Source organism: Hymenobacter busanensis, from assembly GCF_008727865.1.
GTDB classification, from domain to species: domain Bacteria; phylum Bacteroidota; class Bacteroidia; order Cytophagales; family Hymenobacteraceae; genus Solirubrum; species Solirubrum busanense.
Genome location: NZ_VTWU01000001.1, coordinates 451,854 through 473,043 on the forward strand (window position 1 = coordinate 451,854; position 21,190 = coordinate 473,043).

The 21,190-nt window shown below is 61.3% G+C and carries 23 protein-coding genes; 13 read left to right on the top strand and 10 right to left on the bottom strand.

The window, feature by feature from the left end; translation table 11 throughout:
- Window positions 1–43 precede the first annotated feature (43 nt).
- Window positions 44–247: a hypothetical protein gene (locus tag F0P96_RS01910; RefSeq protein ID WP_151077047.1), complete on the top strand. Its 204-nt coding sequence runs from the start codon at window positions 44–46 to the stop codon at window positions 245–247.
- A 76-nt stretch (window positions 248–323) separates the two neighbouring features.
- On the opposite strand, the gene F0P96_RS01915 is transcribed toward F0P96_RS01910, so the two are convergent.
- On the bottom strand, window positions 324–1,649 hold the full coding sequence (locus F0P96_RS01915; RefSeq protein ID WP_151077048.1) for a cryptochrome/photolyase family protein: 1,326 nt from the start codon (window positions 1,647–1,649) through the stop codon (window positions 324–326).
- 22 nt (window positions 1,650–1,671) lie between these two features.
- Window positions 1,672–2,385, bottom strand: a complete 714-nt coding sequence (locus F0P96_RS01920) for an SDR family NAD(P)-dependent oxidoreductase (RefSeq protein ID WP_151077049.1) — start codon at window positions 2,383–2,385, stop codon at window positions 1,672–1,674.
- Window positions 2,386–2,536: 151 nt separating this feature from the next.
- Here F0P96_RS01920 and F0P96_RS01925 point away from each other — a divergent pair, with 151 nt between their 5' ends.
- The 4 genes from F0P96_RS01925 (at window position 2,537) to F0P96_RS01940 (ending at window position 9,501) form a co-directional block, all read left to right on the top strand.
- Complete coding sequence (locus F0P96_RS01925) at window positions 2,537–4,018, top strand: MBOAT family O-acyltransferase (protein ID WP_151077050.1); 1,482 nt, start codon at window positions 2,537–2,539, stop codon at window positions 4,016–4,018.
- A 2-nt stretch (window positions 4,019–4,020) separates the two neighbouring features.
- Window positions 4,021–4,938 (top strand): hypothetical protein, encoded by a 918-nt coding sequence (locus F0P96_RS01930; protein WP_151077051.1) that lies wholly within the window; start codon window positions 4,021–4,023, stop codon window positions 4,936–4,938.
- A gap of 215 nt (window positions 4,939–5,153) precedes the next feature.
- Window positions 5,154–8,603, top strand: a complete 3,450-nt coding sequence (locus F0P96_RS01935) for a pyruvate carboxylase (RefSeq protein WP_151077052.1) — start codon at window positions 5,154–5,156, stop codon at window positions 8,601–8,603.
- A gap of 157 nt (window positions 8,604–8,760) precedes the next feature.
- A complete protein-coding gene (locus F0P96_RS01940) occupies window positions 8,761–9,501 on the top strand; it encodes a hypothetical protein (RefSeq protein ID WP_151077053.1) in 741 nt (246 codons plus the stop codon).
- 58 nt (window positions 9,502–9,559) lie between these two features.
- Here F0P96_RS01940 and F0P96_RS21405 read toward each other — a convergent pair whose 3' ends face one another.
- The 4 genes from F0P96_RS21405 to F0P96_RS01960 form a co-directional block, all read right to left on the bottom strand.
- Window positions 9,560–10,051 (bottom strand): META domain-containing protein, encoded by a 492-nt coding sequence (locus F0P96_RS21405; protein WP_420840941.1) that lies wholly within the window; start codon window positions 10,049–10,051, stop codon window positions 9,560–9,562.
- 116 nt (window positions 10,052–10,167) lie between these two features.
- Window positions 10,168–10,566 carry a hypothetical protein gene (locus F0P96_RS01950; protein WP_151077055.1) on the bottom strand — a complete coding sequence of 133 codons (399 nt, stop codon included), beginning with the start codon at window positions 10,564–10,566 and terminating at the stop codon, window positions 10,168–10,170.
- 120 nt (window positions 10,567–10,686) lie between these two features.
- A complete protein-coding gene (locus F0P96_RS01955; protein ID WP_151077056.1) occupies window positions 10,687–11,496 on the bottom strand; it encodes a transporter in 810 nt (269 codons plus the stop codon).
- Window positions 11,497–11,611: 115 nt separating this feature from the next.
- Window positions 11,612–11,953, bottom strand: a complete 342-nt coding sequence (locus F0P96_RS01960) for a tetratricopeptide repeat protein (RefSeq protein WP_151077057.1) — start codon at window positions 11,951–11,953, stop codon at window positions 11,612–11,614.
- 74 nt (window positions 11,954–12,027) lie between these two features.
- On the opposite strand from F0P96_RS01960, the gene F0P96_RS01965 reads away from it, so the two are divergent.
- From F0P96_RS01965 to F0P96_RS01980, 4 genes are all read left to right on the top strand, one after another.
- Window positions 12,028–12,768 (top strand): electron transfer flavoprotein subunit beta/FixA family protein, encoded by a 741-nt coding sequence (locus F0P96_RS01965; RefSeq protein WP_151077058.1) that lies wholly within the window; start codon window positions 12,028–12,030, stop codon window positions 12,766–12,768.
- 121 nt (window positions 12,769–12,889) lie between these two features.
- The gene (locus tag F0P96_RS01970; RefSeq protein ID WP_151077059.1) at window positions 12,890–13,867 is read left to right on the top strand and encodes an electron transfer flavoprotein subunit alpha/FixB family protein; all 978 of its coding nucleotides are present in this window, start codon (window positions 12,890–12,892) and stop codon (window positions 13,865–13,867) included.
- A gap of 117 nt (window positions 13,868–13,984) precedes the next feature.
- Window positions 13,985–14,620 carry a bifunctional nuclease family protein gene (locus F0P96_RS01975; RefSeq protein ID WP_151077060.1) on the top strand — a complete coding sequence of 212 codons (636 nt, stop codon included), beginning with the start codon at window positions 13,985–13,987 and terminating at the stop codon, window positions 14,618–14,620.
- A 133-nt stretch (window positions 14,621–14,753) separates the two neighbouring features.
- Window positions 14,754–15,302, top strand: a complete 549-nt coding sequence (locus tag F0P96_RS01980; RefSeq protein WP_151077061.1) for a YfiT family bacillithiol transferase — start codon at window positions 14,754–14,756, stop codon at window positions 15,300–15,302.
- 79 nt (window positions 15,303–15,381) lie between these two features.
- Here F0P96_RS01980 and F0P96_RS01985 read toward each other — a convergent pair whose 3' ends face one another.
- On the bottom strand, window positions 15,382–16,188 hold the full coding sequence (locus F0P96_RS01985) for an ABC transporter ATP-binding protein (RefSeq protein ID WP_151077062.1): 807 nt from the start codon (window positions 16,186–16,188) through the stop codon (window positions 15,382–15,384).
- A gap of 95 nt (window positions 16,189–16,283) precedes the next feature.
- Window positions 16,284–17,015: an MlaE family ABC transporter permease gene (locus tag F0P96_RS01990; protein WP_201743888.1), complete on the bottom strand. Its 732-nt coding sequence runs from the start codon at window positions 17,013–17,015 to the stop codon at window positions 16,284–16,286.
- 94 nt (window positions 17,016–17,109) lie between these two features.
- Here F0P96_RS01990 and F0P96_RS01995 point away from each other — a divergent pair, with 94 nt between their 5' ends.
- Window positions 17,110–17,817, top strand: a complete 708-nt coding sequence (locus tag F0P96_RS01995; RefSeq protein ID WP_151077063.1) for an SDR family oxidoreductase — start codon at window positions 17,110–17,112, stop codon at window positions 17,815–17,817.
- Window positions 17,818–17,853: 36 nt separating this feature from the next.
- Here F0P96_RS01995 and F0P96_RS02000 read toward each other — a convergent pair whose 3' ends face one another.
- Window positions 17,854–18,348, bottom strand: a complete 495-nt coding sequence (locus F0P96_RS02000; RefSeq protein WP_151077064.1) for a hypothetical protein — start codon at window positions 18,346–18,348, stop codon at window positions 17,854–17,856.
- 10 nt (window positions 18,349–18,358) lie between these two features.
- The gene (locus tag F0P96_RS02005; protein ID WP_160620026.1) at window positions 18,359–19,072 is read right to left on the bottom strand and encodes a head GIN domain-containing protein; all 714 of its coding nucleotides are present in this window, start codon (window positions 19,070–19,072) and stop codon (window positions 18,359–18,361) included.
- A 90-nt stretch (window positions 19,073–19,162) separates the two neighbouring features.
- Between F0P96_RS02005 and F0P96_RS02010 the strand changes: the two genes are divergently transcribed.
- Genes F0P96_RS02010 through gldA form a run of 3 tightly spaced genes read left to right on the top strand, consistent with a single transcriptional unit; the run spans window position 19,163 to window position 21,043 of the window.
- Window positions 19,163–19,861 (top strand): SDR family oxidoreductase, encoded by a 699-nt coding sequence (locus F0P96_RS02010; protein WP_151077066.1) that lies wholly within the window; start codon window positions 19,163–19,165, stop codon window positions 19,859–19,861.
- 6 nt (window positions 19,862–19,867) lie between these two features.
- Window positions 19,868–20,065 carry a hypothetical protein gene (locus tag F0P96_RS02015; RefSeq protein WP_151077067.1) on the top strand — a complete coding sequence of 66 codons (198 nt, stop codon included), beginning with the start codon at window positions 19,868–19,870 and terminating at the stop codon, window positions 20,063–20,065.
- Between the two features lie 60 nt (window positions 20,066–20,125).
- Window positions 20,126–21,043 (top strand): gliding motility-associated ABC transporter ATP-binding subunit GldA, encoded by a 918-nt coding sequence (gene gldA, locus F0P96_RS02020; RefSeq protein WP_151077068.1) that lies wholly within the window; start codon window positions 20,126–20,128, stop codon window positions 21,041–21,043.
- The last annotated feature ends 147 nt before the right edge of the window (window positions 21,044–21,190 follow it).

Below are 21,190 nucleotides of genomic sequence, written 5' to 3' on the forward strand. Positions count from 1 at the left end.
GGGCGTTTGTGTATATTCGGGAAGCACCAACTTCCTGACCGCCATGACTCTTTCCCCGCGCTCCTCGAATCAGTCGGTACAGAACCTCCCCGCTGCGGCTCCCCGCCCAGTTCCACTGGTCAACGGGCGGCCATCGGCTCCGGCCAAATCCGCCTCGGCACCCGTTGCAGCGCCCAACAACGAAGAAGAGCAGCGGAATTTCATGGCCACGTGCTGCGGGTACGAGGCTTTCGGCTCGATCTTCTAGCTGCTTCACGCTGCACCATCAACAAGCCCCGTCCGAAACGATGGGGCTTTTTTGTACCGGACCACCAAACCATTGATTACCGATGGCCGGCCGTTTGGTAGGCTTGGCGAAAAGTGTCGATGGCGCGCTGACGAGCGGCTTTGTGCTCAACCAGGGGGGTGGAGTAAGTTGATGTGCCAAACTCGGGCACCCAACGGTGTACATATTCCAACTCGGGGTCGTAGCTGCGGAGTTGGCTAGCCGGCGAGTACACCCGAAACCACGGCGCTGCCACCACGCCGGTACCGGCCACCCACTGCCAGTTGCCCACGTTCAAGGCAAGGTCGTAGTCGAGCAGTTTGTCGGCAAAATACCGTTCGCCCAGCCGCCAGTCGATAAGCAGGTGCTTGATGAGGAAGCTAGCCACTGCAATGCGGGCGCGGTTGTGCAGGAAACCGGTTTGGTTTAGCTCTCGCATGCCCGCATCGACCAGCGGATAGCCCGTTTGGCCGGCACACCAGCGCTGAAATTCGGTTTCGTCGTTGCGGTAAGGTACCTCGCGCAGGCGCGGCTCATAGCTTTCGTAAGCTGTAAAAGGATAATGCCAGAGCAGCATCATAAAATAGTCACGCCACACCAACTCGGCCAGCAGCTTGGGGTTGAGCGTTTGGGCCTGGTGCATCAACTCGCGCACGCTCAGGGTGCCGAACCGCAGGTGCACCGAGCGGCGCGTGCTGCTGTTTACCAGGCCGGGAAAGTCGCGCGTTTCGTGGTAGCGGCGCACGAGGTCGTCGGTGGGCAGTTCGGCAGCCGGCACGTATTGCTCCAGCCGTTCGAAACCCATGTCAGCAAGTGTGGGCCTGGGCACCGCATCGAGGAGGCGAACCAGCCTTGCGGGGGCAAATAACTCGGCCGACGGATACGGGTGCAGCAAGTCCGGCCGCAGTGCCGCCAGCCAAGCCGTGCGGTAGGGCCCGAAACTGCGGTGCGGCTTTCCCGATTGCGTAAGGATTTCGTTTTTCGCGAAAATGACTTGGTCTTTCAAAAGGGTTAAGGCCACGCCATGCTCTTCCAGCAACTCTGCCACGGCTGTATCGCGCCGAAGGGCGTAGGGTTCGTAGTCCTCGTTGGCGAATACGGCCCCTATATCGTACTGCCGCAGCAACTGCTGAAAAACCTCCGCGGGCTTGCCATAACGAGCCAGAAACGTGCCGCCCGCCGCCTCCGTCTGCCCAGCCAACCGCTCCACCTCGTCGTAAATGAACGTAAGGCGGGCGTCCTGCGGGCGGGGAATGTGGTCCAGGATGTCGGTGTCGTAAATAAAGAGCGGCACCACGGGCAGGCCGCTTTGCAAAGCGGCGGCAAGGCCGGCATTGTCGTGCCGACGCAAGTCGCGCCGGTGCCAAAACAAGGCTACTTTCATTGGGAAGCGGTTATGATTCGGCTTATTTTAAAGTAGAATAGCCGCCATCGACGCGGATAACCTGCCCGGTAATGAAGCTGGCCGCGTCGGAGAGCAGAAACGCGGCGGTTTCGCCCAGGTCCAGCGGCTGGCCCACGCGCTGCAACGGGTGCCGTTTGGCGCCGGCTTCCTGCTTGTCGGGAGTGTTGAGCAGCGGGGCTGCCAGCGGCGTGTCGGTGAGGGTAGGGGCCAGGGCGTTGACGCGAATGCCGCTGCCGGCGTACTCGGCGGCCAACGAACGAGTCAGGCCCTCGAGGGCCGCTTTGGCCGTGGCAATGCTGGCATGGAAGGGCATGCCGTTGTAGGCCGCTACCGTGCTGAACAGCACCACCGACGCCCCACTGGCTTTTTTCAGCCGCTTCATCGCGGCCTGCAACACCTGCACGGCGCCCACCACGTTCAACTCAAAATCCTGCCGAAACTGCTCGGGTGACAGCCGCTCGAAGGGCCGCAGCACAATGGAGCCGGGGCAATACACCACGCCGTGCAGCGTTTCAGGCAGCACGTCGAGGGCCGGACCAAGCGGCTGGGTAACGTCCAACGTCAAGTGCTTGGTGCCCAGCGCCGCCAGCTCTTCCGATACGTGGCGCGAGGCAGTGACGAGCGTGGCGCCGCGGGCCAGTAGAAGGGTGGTGGTAGCCAGGCCAATGCCCGACGAGGCACCGACAACAAGAATGGTTTTGCCGGAAAAGTCCATGCGGTGCAGGTGAGGTGCCAAATGGCTTTACAACTGAGCCGCTTGCGGAAGGTTTGGCGGTGCTGGCCGCGGGGAGCCGTAATTTGCGGGCCGGCGGAGTGCCGGGGCCCTGGCCACCGCGCCCAGCCGAGTCGGTCCAACGCGTCGTCGAGTGCTCTTCAATTCCTTCGAGTTCCTGCTCTTTTTTCCGGTCGTCACGCTGCTGTACTTCGGCCTGCCGCACCGGCTGCGGTGGGCGTTGCTGCTGCTGGCCAGCTGCTGGTTCTACATGTTCTTCCGGCCGGTCTACATCCTCATCCTGTTCTTCACCATCGTTGTCGATTACCTCGCCGGGCTGGGCATCGAACAGGCTACCACGCCGCAGCGGCGCAAACTGTTGCTGATCCTGAGCCTGGTAGCCAATGTGGGCGTACTGGCGGTGTTCAAGTATTTCAACTTTCTCAACGACAACCTCACGGCCCTCACGAACACACTGGGCTACCACAACCCGGTGCCCTACCTGTCGATTTTGCTGCCCATTGGCCTCTCGTTTCACACGTTTCAGGCCATGAGCTATACCATCGAAGTGTACCGCGGCCACCAGCGGGCCGAGCGCCACCTCGGCCTATACGCGCTCTACGTGATGTTTTATCCGCAGCTGGTGGCCGGCCCCATCGAGCGGCCCCAAAACGTACTGCACCAGTTCCGGGAACGGCACACCTTCGACTACGCCCGTGTGGCGGGCGGCCTGAAGCTGATGGCCTGGGGCTTATTCAAGAAGGTAGTGGTAGCCGACCGCCTCGCCCTGCTCGTCAATCAGGTGTACAACCAGCCCACCGACTACCAAGGCCTGCCGTTGGTGCTGGCCACGGTGCTGTTCGCCTTTCAGATCTACGGCGACTTCTCTGGCTATTCCGACATGGCCCTGGGCTCGGCGCAGGTCATGGGCTTCCGGCTCATGCGCAACTTCGAGCGGCCCTACGCGGCGGCCTCCATTCGCGAGTTCTGGAGCCGCTGGCACATTTCCCTCTCCACCTGGTTCCGCGACTACCTCTACATTCCGCTGGGCGGCAGCCGCCACGGCCGCGGGCGCTGGTACCGCAACGTGCTGGTGGTGTTCCTGGTGAGCGGCCTCTGGCACGGCGCCAGCTGGACGTTCATCATCTGGGGCGCGCTGCACGGCTTCTACCAGGTGTTTGGCCTGGCCACCACCGCACTCCGCCACCGCTTGGCCACTGCCACCGGCCTAGCGCGGGTGCCCGCCCTGCGGCGGGCTTTGGGCGTCGGCGTCACGTTCGGTTTGGTGAGTTTGGCCTGGGTGTTTTTCCGGGCTAATTCGGTAACCGACGCCATTTACATTGTTGAGCACCTGTTTAGCGGCTGGGGCCAAAGTATAGCGGCCCTATTGCACCCCGCCACCGGCCACCGCGCCCATTGGCTTTACCTCGACCAACCGCCCGCGCAGTTGTGGCTGGCCTTGGGTTGCCTGGGCGTCATGCTCGCGGTAGAAGCCGCCCAGGGTTTCGGCCGCCTCGGGGCCTTGGTGCAGGCGCGGCCGGTGCCCGTGCGCTGGTCGTTGTATGTGGGGCTGCTGCTGGCCATTGTGTTGCTGGGCGTGTTCAATTCCAGCCAGTTCATCTACTTCCAATTTTAGCTATGGGCCGGCTGCTCCTCAACTGTGCGCTGCTGCTGGCTTTGGTGCTGGGCGTGCTCTACGCCCTGGCGCCGCGCATTCAGGCCGGCCGGGTCGATTCGTTTTACCGCCGTTTCACCACCGCGCCGTCCCGTTCGCTCATTCTCGGGTCGTCGCGGGCAGCGCAGGGCTTGCAGCCGCGGGTGCTGGAGCCGGCGTTGCTGCAAGGCGGGCGCTACGAGGGGCCGCTGCGCAACTTCGCCTTCACCGTCATGCACTCGCCCTACGGCCCGGCGTACCTGGCGCAGGTGAAGAAAAAGCTGCGGCCCGATACCCGCCACGGCCTGTTTCTGCTGGCCGTCGACCCGTGGGTGCTGGCCGTCGATTCGGCGGAGCGCCACGACCAGCGCCTGCGCGAAACCCAGTCGTTTATCGGCAAGCTGAACTTCGTCTCCCTCAACCCCAACCTGGAGTACCTGCTGCGCTTCTGGAACCACCCGCTCTACCAAGCCTTCGACCTGCCCGACGAACAGCTGCACCTGCACGCCGACGGGTGGCTGGAAGTCGACGTGCCGCTCGACTCGCTCACGGTTCAAGGGCGCATCCGCAGCAAGCTGCTCTCATACCGCCACATGGCCCGCACCTACACCTTATCCGACGAGCGGGTGCGGGCGCTGGCCGAAACCATTGCCTACCTGCAAGGCCACGGGCAAGTGGTGCTGGTGCGGCTGCCGGTGTCGGCGGGCATGCGGGAACTGGAGCTGCGCCGCTGGCCGCGGTTCGATGCCGTTCTGGGCCGCTTGGCCGCCCGCCAGCACGTGCCCTACCTCAACTATATCAACCGTACCGCCTACCCAACCTCCGACGGCAACCACCTGCAGCCCGAAGCCGGTCGGCGCTTGTCGCGGCAGGTGGCCTTGGATATTCTGCAGGAATTGTGAGTGCGGCAAGCCACGCAATACAAACGTTTCCGGAGGGATTATGTGTTTGATTGTCAAGGGTATTCAATTGGTATAATGGCTTAGTGTTACTGGAAGATGTGGTTTAAGGCGAAAATGTAGTCGGCATGCCTACTATTTCGGCAGCGCCGATACCCTGTTTTGCGTAGCTTCGGGCCAAATCCCGTTCCCCTCCCCACATTCCATTACCCCGAGCCATGAACATCCGCAAACTGCTCGTTGCCAACCGCGGCGAAATTGCGATTCGCGTCCTCCGCGCTGCCTCCGAGCTGGGCATTTCCACCGTAGCTATCTACACCTACGAGGACCGCTACTCGCTGCACCGCTACAAAGCTGATGAGGCCTACCAGGTCGGCCGCGACGAGGATCCGCTCAAGCCCTACCTCGACATCGAGGAGATTTTGCGGGTGGCCAAAGACAACGGCGCCGACGCCATTCACCCCGGCTACGGTTTCCTGTCGGAAAACGCGACGCTGGCCCGCCGCTGCGGCGAAGAGGGCATCATCTTCGTAGGGCCGCGGCCCGAGGTGATGGAAGCCCTGGGCGACAAAGTGGCCGCCAAGCGCGTGGCCGTGGAGTGCCAGGTGCCCATCATCCAAAGCAGCGAGCAAGACCTGACCAGCTTTGAAGTGGCCCGCGACGAGGCGCACCGCATCGGTTACCCCGTAATGCTGAAGGCTGCCGCGGGCGGCGGCGGGCGCGGCATGCGCGTCATCCGCGACGACGAGCAGCTGGAAAAAGGCTTTTTCGAGGCCCGCAACGAGGCGCTGAAAGCGTTCGGCGACGAGACGGTGTTTTTGGAAAAGTTTGTGGAGCGGCCCAAGCACATCGAGGTGCAGATTGTGGCCGATAACCACGGCAACTTGGTGCACCTCTACGAACGGGACTGCTCCGTGCAGCGGCGCTTTCAGAAAGTAGTGGAAGTGGCGCCGGCGCTGGATTTGCCCAACCACCAGCGGCATTTGCTTTACGAGTACGCTCTGCGCATTTGCCGCGCGGTGGGCTACAACAACGTGGGTACCGTCGAGTTCCTGGTGAACCCCGAACAGGACCGGATTTACTTCATCGAGGTGAACCCGCGCATCCAGGTTGAGCACACCGTTACGGAGATGATAACGGGTGTCGACCTGATCAAGAGCCAGCTCTACATTGCGGCGGGCTACCGGCTGAGCGACCCGGAAATCGGGCTGGGCTCCGACCAGAAACCGCTCAAGATCGGCTACGCCATTCAGTGCCGCATCACCACCGAGGACCCCGAAAACGACTTCAAGCCCGACTACGGCACTATTGTGGCCTACCGCTCGGCCGGCGGTTTCGGCATCCGCCTCGACCAAGGCTCGGTGTACCAAGGCGTCAAGATTTCGCCGTTTTTCGATTCGTTGCTGGTCAAGATTTCGGCCCACGCGCCCACGCTCGAAGGCGCGGCCCAGAAGATGCTCCGCACGCTGGAGGAATTCCGCATCCGGGGCGTGCGCACCAACATTCAGTTCGTGCACAACATCGTGGCGCACCCGGTATTCCAGGCCGGCCACGCCAACGTCGACTTCATCAAGGACCACGCCGAGCTGTTCAAGTTTAAGGTGCAGCAAGACCGCGGCACCCGCGTGCTGGGTTTCCTGGGCGACGTGATTGTGAACGGCAACCCCGACGTGAAAGGCCTCGTGGACCCCAAGCGCGAACTGCCCAAACCCGTGCTGCCGTTGGCCGACATGACCCAGCTGCCTGCGCCCGGCACCAAGCAGAAGCTCACCGAACTTGGCCCCGAAGGCTTTGCCCAGTGGCTGCGCGCCGAGAAGCAGATTCACTACACCGACACCACGCTGCGCGACGCCCACCAGAGCCTGCTGGCCACCCGCATGCGCACCTTCGACATGCTGAAAGTGGCCGACCGCTACGCCCGCATGCACCCGCAAACGTTCAGCCTGGAGTGCTGGGGCGGCGCCACCTTCGACGTAGCCTTGCGCTTCCTGCACGAAGACCCCTGGGAGCGGCTGGCCAAGCTGCGCGCTGCCGTGCCCAATATTTTGCTCCAGATGCTCATCCGCGGGGCCAACGGCGTGGGCTACAAGGCCTACCCCGACAACCTCACCGAGCGGTTCGTGGAGCAGGCCTGGGAAACCGGCATCGACGTGTTTCGCATCTTCGACTCGCTGAACTGGATGCCCGGCATGGAGTCGTGCATCAACTTCGTGCGCAAGAAAACCAAGGGTTTGGCCGAAGCCGCCATTTGCTATACCGGCGACATTCTGGACCCCAAGCGCAACCAGAAATACAACCTCGACTACTACCTGCGCCTGGCCAAGCAGATCGAAGATGCCGGTGCCCACATCCTCTGCATCAAAGACATGGCCGGGCTGCTGAAGCCCTACGCGGCCACCGAGCTGGTAACGGCCCTGCGCGATACCGTGAAGCTGCCGATTCACCTGCACACCCACGATACATCGTCCTTGCAACCTGCTACTTACCTGAAGGCAGTGGAAGCGGGAGTTGATGTTATCGACGTGGCCCTAGGGTCGTTGTCGGGCCTCACGTCGCAGCCCAATTTCAACTCCATTGTGGAGATGCTGCGGGGCACCGAGCGGCACCGCGAGTACAACCAGGAGTCGCTCAACGACTTCTCGAACTACTTCGAAACCGTTCGCGACTACTACTACCCGTTCGAGTCGGGACTGAAGGCAGGTACCTCGCAGGTGTTCCAGCACGAGATTCCCGGCGGGCAGTATTCCAACCTGCGGCCCCAGGCGGCCTCGCTCGGGCTGCTCGATAAGTTTGAGGACATCAAGAAAACCTTCGCCGATGTCAATCAGCTGTTCGGCGACATTGTGAAGGTGACGCCGTCGTCGAAAGTGGTGGGCGACATGGCCCTTTACCTGGTGTCGAACAACCTTACCACGCAGGACGTGCTGGAGCGGGGCGAGCAGCTGAGCTTCCCCGAATCGGTGCGCGAGCTGCTGCGCGGCGACATTGGGCAGCCCGAAGGCGGCTGGCCGGCCGAGGTGCAGCGCGCGGTGCTCAAGGACGAAAAGCCCTTTACTGACCGGCCCAACGAGCACCTCAAGCCCATCGACTTCAAGAAAGAGTGGAAGGCCTTTGAGGCGAAATTTGGCGCCGGCGTCAAGTTCACCGACCTGCTGTCGTACCTGCTCTACCCCAAGGTATTTGAGCAATACTGGGCGCACCAGCAGCAATTCGGCGACGTATCGGTGGTGCCCACGCGGGTGTTTTTCTACGGCCTGCGTCCTGGCGAGGAAACCATCATCGACATAGCCCGCGGCAAGAGCATCATCGTGAAGCTCCGGTCGGTGGGCCCCGTCAACGACGACGGCTGCCGCACTATCTTCTTCTCCCTCAACGGCCAAACCCGCAACCTGGAAGTGCGCGACCGGTCGGTGGAAGTGAAAACGGTGTCGAACCCCAAAGCCGACAAGGCCAACGCCAAGCAAATAGGGGCGCCCTTGCAGGGGCTGCTCTCGAAGGTGCTGGTGGAAAACGGCCAGAAAGTGAAGCGCAACGCGCCGCTGTTCATCATCGAAGCCATGAAGATGGAAACCACCATCACGGCTGCGCAAGACGGCAGCGTGCAGGCCGTGAACCTGGGCGAAGGCACTCTGGTGAATGCCGACGATTTGGTTCTGACGCTGGGGTAATGGGGGCGGGGCAGAGCATTTCGCCCCGAACGCCTACATTCGCCGTTGGCCCAACGGGGCGTTGCACTGTTTTGGCCCGATAGTGGTTTAGTACTCAAGCCACCGGGCTAGCACACAACTACCAGCCCCGGCTTCACCATCTTATCTTCTCTTTCGCATGAATGCGTTTCGTTTCTGGACTGCGGCTTTGTTCGTAGGTTTTACTAGTGTACCGGCGCTGGCCCAGCAAACTTCCACGGCCAACACATCGGGCGCCGCCGTATCCGAAAGCCTCAGCGCGTTGTCGCGCGGTGCGGTCGGGTTTTCTTACGACGACCGGTACACCGGGGTAAAAGGCTCGCCTTACGTAATGCGCGTGTGGCAGCCGGCCGACATCACGCTCAATACCAACGTGCGTATTCCCAGCGTGCGGCTCAAATACGACGCCCTGCGCAACCAGCTGCTCGCCCGCCCCGACAACTCCCGGCCCGACTCGGTGATGCTGAACATTGCTTCTGTGAAGAGCTTCGCTTTCCAGGATGCACTGCGGCCGGGCGAACGGCGTGTGTTCCGGCGCTTTGAGGAAGCCCCCGTACTGGCCGACAAGCAGGCGTTTGTGGAAGTCCTCCACGAAGGCCAATACACGCTGCTGAAGCGCTACGGCAAAGAATTCCGCAAAGCCAACTTCAAAGGTGCATACAGCGAGAACCGTCCCTACGACGAGGTGCTGGACCGGACACAATATTTCCTGCGCCGGCCCGACGGCCACGTCAATGAGGTCAAACTGTCCGTCAAATCGTTTGCCGGGGGCGCTCCCGAGCTGGCCGCCAAACTGAAATCCGTGGCCGACCGGGCAGAGCGTAATCTGAAAACCGAAAGTGAATTTGCGGCTTTGCTCGCCGCCGCCGAAAAGCAGTAAGCCACGGCAGATTTTTTTCCAGCACGCGGCGGCCCCACCAAGGGCCGCCGCGTTGCGTTTAGCGCAGGTACACCGCGTGAAACGTAGCCACCGGCTGGTCTGTGGTGGCCGCATCGTACAACCGCAGTGTATCCGCGACAACTCGGTAGCTCCGGGTGGCAGTGAGTGCCGCCAGGAAGCGGGTTTCTTCCGGCAGTCGGGGGCAGGCCATGCGCGTCGCTCCCATATTGGCAAAAACCAATTCTCCCGTAGTCGGAGTTTGGTATTGCCCAAAAATGGTGTTGCACCCCGCAAATCCTTCTACCCGCGACTCGGATTGCCGCAGCAATAGGTATTGCTCACGGGAGCCATCGGGTGTCCGTACGGGCTGTTGGCCAAGTTTTGTCAGCACCCAGCGGGTGTTGTCGAGTGGGGCTGGAGGCCGGGCGTTGGTTGGGGTCGTTGCCGAGGCTTGGGTGGTTGAATCTGTAGACCGGCACCCACCACAGCACATGGCCGTGAACAAAACAGAGGCAATGAGGCTGGCAAAACGTGACATGCGCTGCAACATGAAGTGATAAGCTGGAACCAGGAATACGTAAAGCACACAACCGCCGGCTGGCCTGGCCAGCGGCGGTTGTGTGCTTGTTTATGGAGCAGGAAGGGAAAAGGACTTGAAAACGCTAGCTACAGGCTGCTTGGGTAGTTGGCAGCCGAACCGGCATTGCGCCAAGACCGAGTGCGCCCAACCGGCATCTGCGGATAAGCCGGGCTGTACCGCTCTTTGGCCTGGCGGGCGGTTTCGGGGCGCACCGTCTGTTTCAACTGCCGCAACTGATCCGATTGCTCGTTGTATTGCTCCACCAAATGCGAGTAAGCCTGGGTAAGGGCCTGAATCTGATCCTTCAGCACTTGCATTTCGTTGGCCGAAGCGTAGCGCGGGTCCATCGTTTCCGGGTCGCCAAAGCCGGTGGTGGTGCGGACTACCGAGGTAGCCGGGGTGCCCGATTGAGCGTGAGTGGCGAAATGCCCGATGAGCAGCAGGACGAGCAGGACAAGGAAACGGAGGAAGGCGGAGCGGTTCATAGCAGGTTTGTGGAATGCGGCGAATGAGTGGGACAAAACTAAGTCTGTTGTCCTCCGCCCACAATCACACAAACATGTGGTAACCTTCCAGAGAGTCGCGCTGTGCTGGCAAATCGGCCGCTATTGCGGCAAACGGATGCTCACGCCGCCACCCAACGTGGTAAGGCTGGGACCACTCAGGCTCCGGCCGGCCGCTGCATCGATGCGCAGGCCGGGAAGGGGGCGCCAGTTGAGGCCTGCCGTGGCGCCGTAAGCGTAGGTGCCACGCCCAGAGCCGTAACCCTCCGCAAAAAAGCCAAATTTATTGCCCAGCGGGCCGTTCAACGCCAACGTGTAGAGAAACTGCCCAACTTTGGTATCGGCAGCGGTAAAGCCGCTTTGGGTAAAGCCCAGGTTGGCCTCCAAGCCGTACCGCGTCCCGATTTGCTGCGACACCAGCGCGCGGGCCGATGCTACCGGCTTGGCAATGTTCATCGATTTGTCACCGGTATTAGGCAACGTCAGCTCGGTGAGGAACACCACCTGGGAGCGAGAGTCCTGCTCCCGCGACGCCAGCCACTTGGCCCCCACAGTCAGCGGGGCCATGCCCGCTGCCGCAACCGGCGTGCTTTCCAGCACCGAACGCGGCTGCGCGGCCAAGTAATTTTGCGTCAGGCGCAGTTCCATGTGGTTCCAGAAACCCACGCGCAGCAGCCCAGTGGAGTAGGAAGTAGCGGGGCCGCTACCCGGCATCCGGCGCAGGGTGCCGGCCTCAATCTGAAACTGGCCGGGCCGCAGCATACTGGTGGTTACCGTCTGGCCGGGGCGGTCGGGCCGAATGTTGCGCACGAAGGGCGCATCAGTGTTTTCAGTGGGGTCGGTGGTTTGGGCCAAGGTGCGGCCGGTGACGCCCAGCACGAGGGCGGCGGTCAACAGAGTGGTCGTGCGCATGCCATACCGACAGCCTTTCGCCTGGTATAGTTCAAATGGCTGTGCAAAACGCTTTTTTACGGGGCTAGCTACCCAAAGGTTATAGTCCGGAGGGTTTGGGTTGGACGAAACTGGCTTAATCGTCTTCGTAATCAAGGCCCAGCAACTGATTCAACGCTCCTTGCAGTTCGGAAGCCGCGTGCATTTGCCCGGCTTTGCGAGCTACTAGCAAGCCTTTGCGGTACACCTGTTCAGCATGCTGAGCGTCGCCTTGCTCGGCCAGCAGCTTGCCCGCGTGGTAGTAAGTGCCTACATAATCAGGGTGTTTGTTGAGCAGTTCCTGGTAGTACAGCCACGCCTGCGGCTGATTGCCGGCCGAGCGGTATTCGGTAGCAATGGCGTACACCGTAAACGGGTCGGCGGGGTCTTCTTCGTAAAAGGCGAGCAGTTGCTGCAGGCGGGTTGGCGCGGTTTCCATCGGCGGTAGTTTTCCAGTATCTTCGGCCCGAAATTAGGGCCTAGCCCGCATCTTCTGACCCATACCACCTACGGATGAAGTTTCTGGTCTGCATTAGCAACGTGCCCGACACGACCACCAAAATCACCTTCACGCCCGATAACAAGGAGTTCAACAAGGCCGGCGTGCAATTCGTCATCAACCCCTGGGACGAATACGCCCTCACCCGCGCCATTGAGCTGAAAGAAGCCCAGGGCAGCGGCACCGTGACGGTGCTGAACGTGGGCGAAGCCGACACCGAACCCAACATCCGCAAGGCCCTGGCCATCGGGGCCGACGACGCCATCCGCGTAAACGCCGCGCCGAAAGACGCCTACTTCGTGGCCCAGCAGATTGCGCACTACGCCAAAGAAGGCGGCTACGACGTTATTCTGATGGGCAAGGAAAGCATTGATTACAACGGCTTTCAGGTGCACGGCATGGTGGGCGAACTGCTCGGCATTCCCACGGTAGCCCCGGCCATGAAGCTCGACATGAACGGCAACACCGCCACGTTGGAGCGCGAAATCGAAGGTGGCAAGGAAATCGTGGAAGTAAACGCACCGTTTGTGGCCTCGTGCCAGCAGCCGATGTGTGAGCCCCGCATCCCGAACATGCGCGGCATCATGACGGCCCGCACCAAGCCGCTGAAGGTAGTTGACGCCGTAGGCGAAGGTGCCGCTACCGAGGTAGCCGAATACCAACTGCCGCCCAAAAAGCAAGGCGTGAAGCTTATCCCGGCCGAGCAGGCCGGCGAGCTGATCAAGCTGCTGCGCAACGAAGCCAAAGTCATCTAATTCAGAACTGGGATGTTCGAGCGCAGAACTTAGCATGCCAATGCAGGTTCTTTGCTGTGAACGAGCAGGACGTAATCGGCTCATTCACAGTTCCAAGCTCTAGCTTCTAACCTCTCCGAAAATGTCAGTACTCGTAGTAGTCGAATGCGATAAGGGCGAAGTGAAAAAATCTTCGCTGGAAGTAGCCTCGTACGGGGCGCAAGTGGCCCAAATGCTGGGCACCACCGCCACGGCCGTAGCCGTGGGCGAAGCCTCGGAAGCCAACCTGGCCACGCTAGGCGAGCAGGGCATCACGAAAGTGCTGTTCGACGCCGAGCCGCGCCTGAAAGATTTTGTGAACGGCGCTTACACCAAGCTCATTGCCGCTGCCACCGAGCAGGAGCAAGCCAAGGTGATTGTGCTGGCCAACTCCAACATCGGTGCGGCCGTGGGCTCGCGCCTCGCCATTCGCCTCAAGGCCAGCCTGGCTACCAACGTGGTAGAGCTGCCCAAAGCCAACGGCAGCAGCTTTACGGTGAAGCGCGGCGCCTTCTCGGGCAAAGCCTTTGCCGATGTGGTGCTGTCGGGCGAGCGGAAAATTATTGCCGTGAAGAAAAACAGCATCGAAGCACTGCACAACGCCGGCCAAACGGCCCAAGTGCAGGCCTTCTCGGCGAGCCTCTCGGATGCCGACTTCGCCGATGCGCCCAAGCAAGTGGTGATGCAGGACCAGGCCGGCGGCATTCTGCTGCCCGAAGCCGACAAAGTGGTGTCGGGCGGCCGCGGCATGAAAGGCCCCGAAAACTGGCACCTCATCGAAGACCTCGCAAAGGCGCTGGGCGCGGCCACGGCCTGCTCCAAGCCGGTTTCCGACGTCGACTGGCGCCCCCACCACGAGCACGTGGGCCAAACGGGCATCACCGTATCGCCGAACCTGTATATTGCCTGCGGCATTTCGGGCGCCATTCAACACCTGGCCGGGGTCAACTCGTCGAAGGTGATTGTGGTTATCAACAAAGATCCGGAAGCTCCGTTCTTCAAAGCGGCCGATTACGGCATCGTGGGCGACGTTTTTGACGTATTGCCCAAGCTGACCCAAGCCGTGAAGGAACTGGGATAATGTGCAAAGGTGCTAATGTGGTTGAATGTGCTCATGAGCCTAGATTTAGCCAGTAGCTTGCGCTATACATTAGCACATGAGCACATGCAACCACATTAGAACATTGCGTTTTCCTCTGTGAAGAAACTACAGCTCGAAATCCTGGGCCTCTCGTCCAGCCAGTCGCAATCCGGCTCGTTTGCCCTGATTTTGGGTGAAAAGCACGGCAACCGCCGCCTGCCCATCATCATCGGCATGTTTGAGGCGCAAAGCATTGCCATTCAGATCGAGAAAATCAACCCCAACCGCCCGCTCACCCACGACTTGTTCAAGTCGTTTGCCGAGCAGGTGCACGTAACGGTGCTGGAAGTGCTGATTTCCGACCTCAAGGAAGGCGTGTTCTACTCCAAAATCGTGTGCTCCGACGGCGCCACGACTTTCGACCTCGACTCGCGCCCGTCCGACGCCATTGCCATCGGCCTGCGCTTCGGCGTGCCGATTTACACGGTGGAAAGCGTGATGAGCGAAGCCGGTATCATTCTCTCCGACCTCGACGACGCGGCCGATGCCGACGACGAGGACGACGATACCGACGAGGACGACGGCGGGGAAGAAACTACCGCCAAGCCCGCCGCCGAGCCCCGCGACCCAAGCGGGCAAGTGTCGGCCGAGGAGTTGTCGAAAATGCTGGCCCAGGCCCTGGAGCGCGAGGATTACGAGAAAGCCGCCAAGATTCGCGACGAATTGAACAAGCGCAACGGCAACAAGGAATAACCCTTGCTGCGTGTAATAACAACGGCCCGTTCCTGCTGCAGGAGCGGGCCGTTGCCATTGGTAGTCCAGTGCTTCCATGCGGCACAAACGCGTTACTTTGGCCTCCGAAACCACCTCAACTTCCTTCTTGAGCATGACTGCTGCCACCGCCGACGACACCCTGCGCTTTCCCATCGGCCACTACACGCTGCCCAGGCAGCCGCTTTCGGCCGACGAGCGGGCCGCCTATATCCAGCAGCTAATGCGGCTGCCCACCGAGCTGCGGCAAGCCCTCGACGGGCTCAACGAAATTCAGTTTGACACGCCCTACCGTCCCGGCGGCTGGACGGTGCGCCAGGTGCTGCACCACTTGCCCGACTCGCACCTGAACTCCTACGTGCGCTTCCGGCTGGCCCTGACCGAGGACAACCCCACCATCAAGCCCTACGACGAAGCCGGCTGGGCGCAACTGCCCGACGTGGCCATCGTGCCGCCCGACGTGTCGCTCATCCTGCTCGACGCTCTGCACGCCCGCTGGGTGGTGCTCTGCAGCCAGCTCACCGACGAGCAATGGGCGCGCACCTGGTACCACCCCGGCATGCAGCAAACGGTGCGCCTCGACCAAGCTCTGGTGATGTATGCCTGGCACGGCAAGCACCACGTGGCGCACATTACCAGTCTGCGGCAGCGCATGGGCTGGTAACATTATATCTGACGCCTTGAAAGAAAAAGGCCGCTTCCAAACCCTGGAAGCGGCCTTTTGTATGTAGCGGAAACAAGGGCTAGACCTCCCGAGCCGGCTCGTTGCGAATCTGGTCGAGGCTACCGCCCTCGTCCTCCACACGCTTGGCGGCGCGCACGAGGCTGCTGCTAAAGATGAACTCTTTCAGCTCGGGCACTTGGGCGTAGAGGATTTCGTCCTTGTTGCCGTCCCACAGCTTCTGGCCTTTGTGGAGGAAGATGATATGGTCGCCGATTTCAACCACCGAGTTCATGTCGTGGGTGATGACGACGGTGGTGATGCCGTACTCGTGGGTAATTTCGTAGATCAGCTCGTCGATTTTGATGCTGGTGGCGGGGTCGAGGCCGGAGTTGGGCTCGTCGCAGAAGAGGTAGGTACAGTTGGGCGCAATGGCGCGGGCAATGCCCACGCGCTTCTTCATGCCGCCGCTGATTTCGGACGGCATCTTGTTGCCCGCGTTTTCGAGGCCCACGCGCTTGAGGCAGAACTCAACCCGGTCGCGGCGCTCTTCCCGGCTCATGTTAGGCGTGAGCATCTTGAGCGGAAACTCGGTGTTTTCGGCCACGGTCATCGAGTCGAACAGGGCCCCGCCTTGGAACAGCATCCCGATCTGCCGCCGGATTTCCTGCCGGATGTCCACTTTGTTGTTGGTGAACATGGTGCCGTCGAAGGTGATGGAGCCGATGTCCGGCTTCATCAGCCCCACGATGCACTGCAGCAGCACCGATTTGCCGGTGCCCGAGCCGCCCAGCACGAGGTTGCACTTGCCGGTTTCGAAGATGCAGTTGACGCCCTTCAGCACCGGGTTGCCATTGAAGGCTTTATGAATGTTATGAACTTCAATCATGTTTTTGGCTATTGGCCTTCAGCTAGTGGCTGTTAGCTTTTAGAATGAGCCTTCTGCTGCTGACCACGCGCTTACAGCCAACAGCCCGCCGCTGCTTACAGAAGCGTTTGGGCCAGTACATAGTCGGCCAGCAGGATGGCAATGATGGAGTTGGTTACGGCCTTGGTGCTGGCGGCACCCACCTCCAGCGCCCCGCCGCGGGTGTAGTAGCCCTGATAGGCCGAAATGGTGGACACCAGAAACGCAAACACCACCGACTTGATGAGGGCAAAAGCAATGTTGTAGGGAATAAACGCGTCCCGAATGCCTTCGATGTATTCCTGGCCCGACAAGGCTCCTGACAGCGTACCGGCGAGGTAGCCGCCAAAGATGGACAGCATCATGGCCAGAATAACCAGCAGCGGGAAGGTGATGATGGCGCCCAGAATGCGCGGCAGCACCAAGTACGAAGCCGAGTTGATGCCCATTACTTCGAGGGCGTCAATCTGCTCGGTGATGCGCATGGTGCCCAGCCCACCGGCAATGCTGGAGCCAACTTTGCCGGCCAGTACAATGCTGGAAATGGTGGGAGCGAGTTCGAGAATTGTCATTTCGCGCACCATAAAGCCGATGGTCGACTTGGGAATGAGCGGGTTGGTGAGGTTGTAGGCAATCTGCACGCAGGTAACGGCCCCGATGAAGGCCGCCACGATGCTGACGATGAAAACCGAATCGACGCCGATGAGAATGGCTTCGTCGATGACGCGCTTCCAGAGTACTTTTATGCGCTCGGTGCGGACGAGCATGCTCTGCATAAACAGCAGAAACCGGCCGAAAACTTGAATCATACAGGCTGGGGGTGGGAGAGTATACGGCGGCCGCGCGGCTGTCGGCCCCTTCGTTGGCACATACGTACGCAACGGCGAAACAATCTTACGGCTTATGCAGAAAACAATTGTGGTAACGGGCGGCACCAAGGGAATTGGGCGCGCCATTCTGGTCCGGTTTGCCCAGGCGGGCTACCGCCTCATCACCTGTGCCCGCTCGGCCGAAGACCTTACCACGCTTAACCAGGAACTCGGCCGGCAGTTTTCCGGCGTGGCGTTGCACACCCTGCCCGCCGACCTCAGCCAGCCCGGTGATACCCGCCGGTTTGCCGAGTTCGTGCGCGGCCTCGGCGGCTCCCTCGATGTGCTGGTGAACAACACCGGCGCCTTTCAGCCCGGCAGCTTGCACACCGAGCCCGAAGGTCAGCTGCGCCAGATGATCGAAGTGAACCTCTACAGCGCCTACGACCTCACGCGGGCGCTCCTGCCAACCATGCTGCAGCAACGTGCGGGCCACGTGTTTACGATGTGCTCGGTGGCCAGCATCAAGGCCTACGCCAACGGCGGCGCCTACAGCGTGGCGAAATACGCGCTGTACGGCTTCACCAAAAACCTGCGCGAGGAGCTCAAGGAAACCGGTGTGCGGGTAACGGCCGTGCTGCCCGGCGCCACGCTCACCGCCAGCTGGGAAGGTGCCGGCTTCCCCGACGAGCGGTTCATTCGGGCCGAAGACGTGGCCGAAGCCGTGTTTGGTGCCCACAGCCTCTCGCCGCAGGCCGTGGTGGAGGAACTGCTTATCCGTCCGCAGCTGGGGGATATTTAAGTTGACAAACGACCAAGCCGGAAATTTCAGGTTTGGCTACTGGGCGGGCCGCATGAAGCGCGTGTAAATAAACACGAACACGAGTAGCCAGAACACGGCCGTGCCCAGCCCGAGCACGGCCGAAGCGTGGGGCAATTGCTCGACGGTGAGATAGACGCCCGCGCTGTAGGTAACCACCCACAACACTTTTAGCACGTCTTCCAACGACTTGCTTGGTTTGCGCACGAAGCGCACGGCGTAAAGCAATACTACAGCGGCGAGACTAACGGCCAGCAGCCACGAGGCCCCCGGCCAGTGCTGAATTTTCCAGAGCAAGCTCACCAGGAACCCGGCCACGGCCACTGCCAGCGGCACAAAGTAGCGCCGGTGCTGCAGCAAGGTGCTTTGGTACACCACAAACCCGAGTGCCGTGAGGCTGATGAGTTGAAACACCGTCCGAAACGCAGCCGGGTCGGCGGTGCCGCGGGCCAAGAGAGTAGCCGCGGCCAGGCAGGCCATGCCCAGCAGCAACGAAGCAGTGCGCTTGTCCATCGGGGCGTGGTTATTCGGCTACGGCCCGGCCGCTGCCACTCACGTTGATGTCTTTCTGCCGCGGCGAACCAGCGTAGAAGACCGTGCCGGGGCCGGCAATGTCGGCGCTCAGGTAGTCGGTGGTGGTGACGTGGGCGTTGCCGTCGCCGTTGTAGTTGAGCGTCACGTTGGTGCGGCGCGCGGTCAGCGGTTTGGCGTAGAGGCTGCCCAGGTCGCCCACGGTGGCCACGAAAGCGTCGGTGCGGCCGGAGAGGCGCATGTCGCCCAGCTCGTACAAATCGACCCACAGGTACTTGCTGTCGACGGCAAATTCGATGTCGCCGGCGCGGGAGAGGTGCAGAAAGAGCGTGTCCTGCTGAAAAGTGCCGGCCGTGCGAATGGTTTTTTCGCCGACGTTAAACACGTTTTTGAGGTGCGGCACGTGCAGCGTCACTTGCCGGGGCACGTCGTAGCGGCGTACCCAGTTGCAGCGGCTGGTGTTGTACACGCGCAGGGCGTCGTCGCGCACGTCCAGCATCAGATCCTCCTGAATGTTTTCGCCGGTGCGCACTTCGGCGTAGGTGCGTGCGTCCTGCACCACGGTCACCTCGATGTTGTCGAACACGCGCAGGGTAGTAAAATCGGCCAGCTCGCGGGTTTGGGTGGTCACCTTGCCGTTGCTTTTGAAACAGTCCAGCTCATGGTCTTTGCGGCAGGCGCCCAGCAGGAGCGGGGCAGCCAGCAAGGCCAGTCGTGCGTATGCCCGTAGGTGCCGGCGGCTATCTTGCGCGGCGTTTGAAGTTTGCAACATCACCCTTTTTTCCACCCAACAGATATGGATCTGAACGGCAAGGTAGCCATAGTTACGGGCGTCAGCAAAGGTATCGGGCTGGCCACCGCGCAGTTATTGCTGGCGCAGGGCGCCGTGGTAGCCGGCTGGGGCCGCCACGCCCCCGAGGGTCTGACGCACGAGCGGTTCCAGTTTTTCGCCTGCGACGTGCGCGACGAGGTGTCGGTAACCGAAGCCCTGACCAACACCCAGCGCGAGCTGGGCCAGGAAATTCACGTGCTCGTCAACAACGCCGGCTTGGGTATTTCGGGCGCCATCGATGGGTTTTCGTCGGAAGACTGGCACCGCATGTTCGACACCAACGTGCACGGCCTGTTCTATTGCACGCGCGCCGTTCTGCCGCAGATGAAGCGCCAGCAGCTGGGCCACATCATCAACATCTCGTCCATTGCCGGCCTCACCGGCATCGAAATGATGGCCGGCTACTGCGCCACCAAGTACGCCGTGCGCGGCTTCTCGCACTCGTTGTTCAAGGAAGTGCGCTCCGACGGCATCAAGGTCACTTGCATCTACCCCGGCTCCACCCAAACCAATTTCTTCGACGACATTCCCGGCACCACCGCCAACCCGTCGATGATGCAGCCCGAAGACATCGGCAGCGCCATCCTGTACGCCATCCAAACGCCGTTCAACTTCCACATCGTCGACGTGGAAATGCGGCCTTTGCAGCCCAAGCGCGGGTAGCGTGTCATGTGGCTGATCTGGGCCGGTTCGATTTGGCTGGTGTGGTACGCGGTGCGGCAATGGCGCACGGCCCGGCCGCAGCGCCGCCGCACCAAGGCGCTGTTCATGCTGCTGGCCATTATTTGGCTGGTGATGCTGGCGGTGTGGGTTATCGTGCCGCTCATTGCCTCGTGGGTCGGCGAAACCGTGTTGCTGCGGAAATGAGTTGCCTGCGTCAGTTGCATTCGGGGAATGAGCTTCTAACGCCGTACTTTCGCCCTTCCTATGGTTGAAATCCAACATTTAACCAAACTCTTCGGCCCCCAGGCCGCCGTCAACGACATTTCGTTCACGGCCGGTCGGGGCGAAATCCTGGGCTTCCTCGGCCCCAACGGCGCCGGCAAGTCCACCACCATGAAGATTGCCACCGGATACTTGCCGCCCAGCGCCGGCTCGGTGCGCGTGGCCGACTTCGACGTGGTGGAACACCCGCTGGAAGTGCGCCGCCGCGTTGGCTACTTGCCCGAGCACAACCCGCTTTACCTCGACATGTACGTGCACGAGTACCTCGATTTCATCGGGCGGGTGCATGGCCTGTCGGGCGGCAACTTGCGCAACCGTGTCCAGGAGTTGGTCGGTCGCGTGGGCCTCACGCGCGAGCAGAACAAGCAGATCGGGGCCCTCTCGAAAGGCTACCGGCAGCGCGTGGGCCTGGCCCAGGCCCTGGTGCACGACCCGCAAGTGCTCATCCTCGACGAGCCCACCACCGGCCTCGACCCCAACCAGATCGGCGAAATCCGCACGCTGATTAAGGAGCTGGGCCAGGACAAAACCGTCATCTTCTCGACCCACATCCTACCCGAAGTGCAGGCCCTCTGCGACCGGGTCGTCATCATCAGCCGCGGGCAACTGGTGGCCGATGCGCCCGTGCGTGAGCTAGCCGGCCTTACCAAGGGCGGTGCGGTCATTCGGGCCGAGTTCGAGGGCCAGATCGACCCGGCCCCGCTCTGGCAACTGCCCGGCGTGAAGGCCGTGGAGCAGGGGCAAGGCGGCGCCTGGATTATCCGTACCGAGGGCAAGGGCGACCAGCGCCGCGCTATTTCGCAGCTGGCTGCCCAGCAGGGTTGGCTGTTGCTCGGGCTACGCCAGGAAGAACAGTCCCTGGAGCAGGTATTCCAGGAGCTGACCACAAGCAAGAAATAAGAACGTCATGCAGAGCCATAGGCGAAGCATCTCGCGTGCTGATGGCAGCTAGCCATTCTACTAACCAGCTAAACACGCGAGATTCCTCGACTTCGCTCGGAATGACGTTCTGGTATTGATCCTTACATCCCCGCTACATTCCCTCGA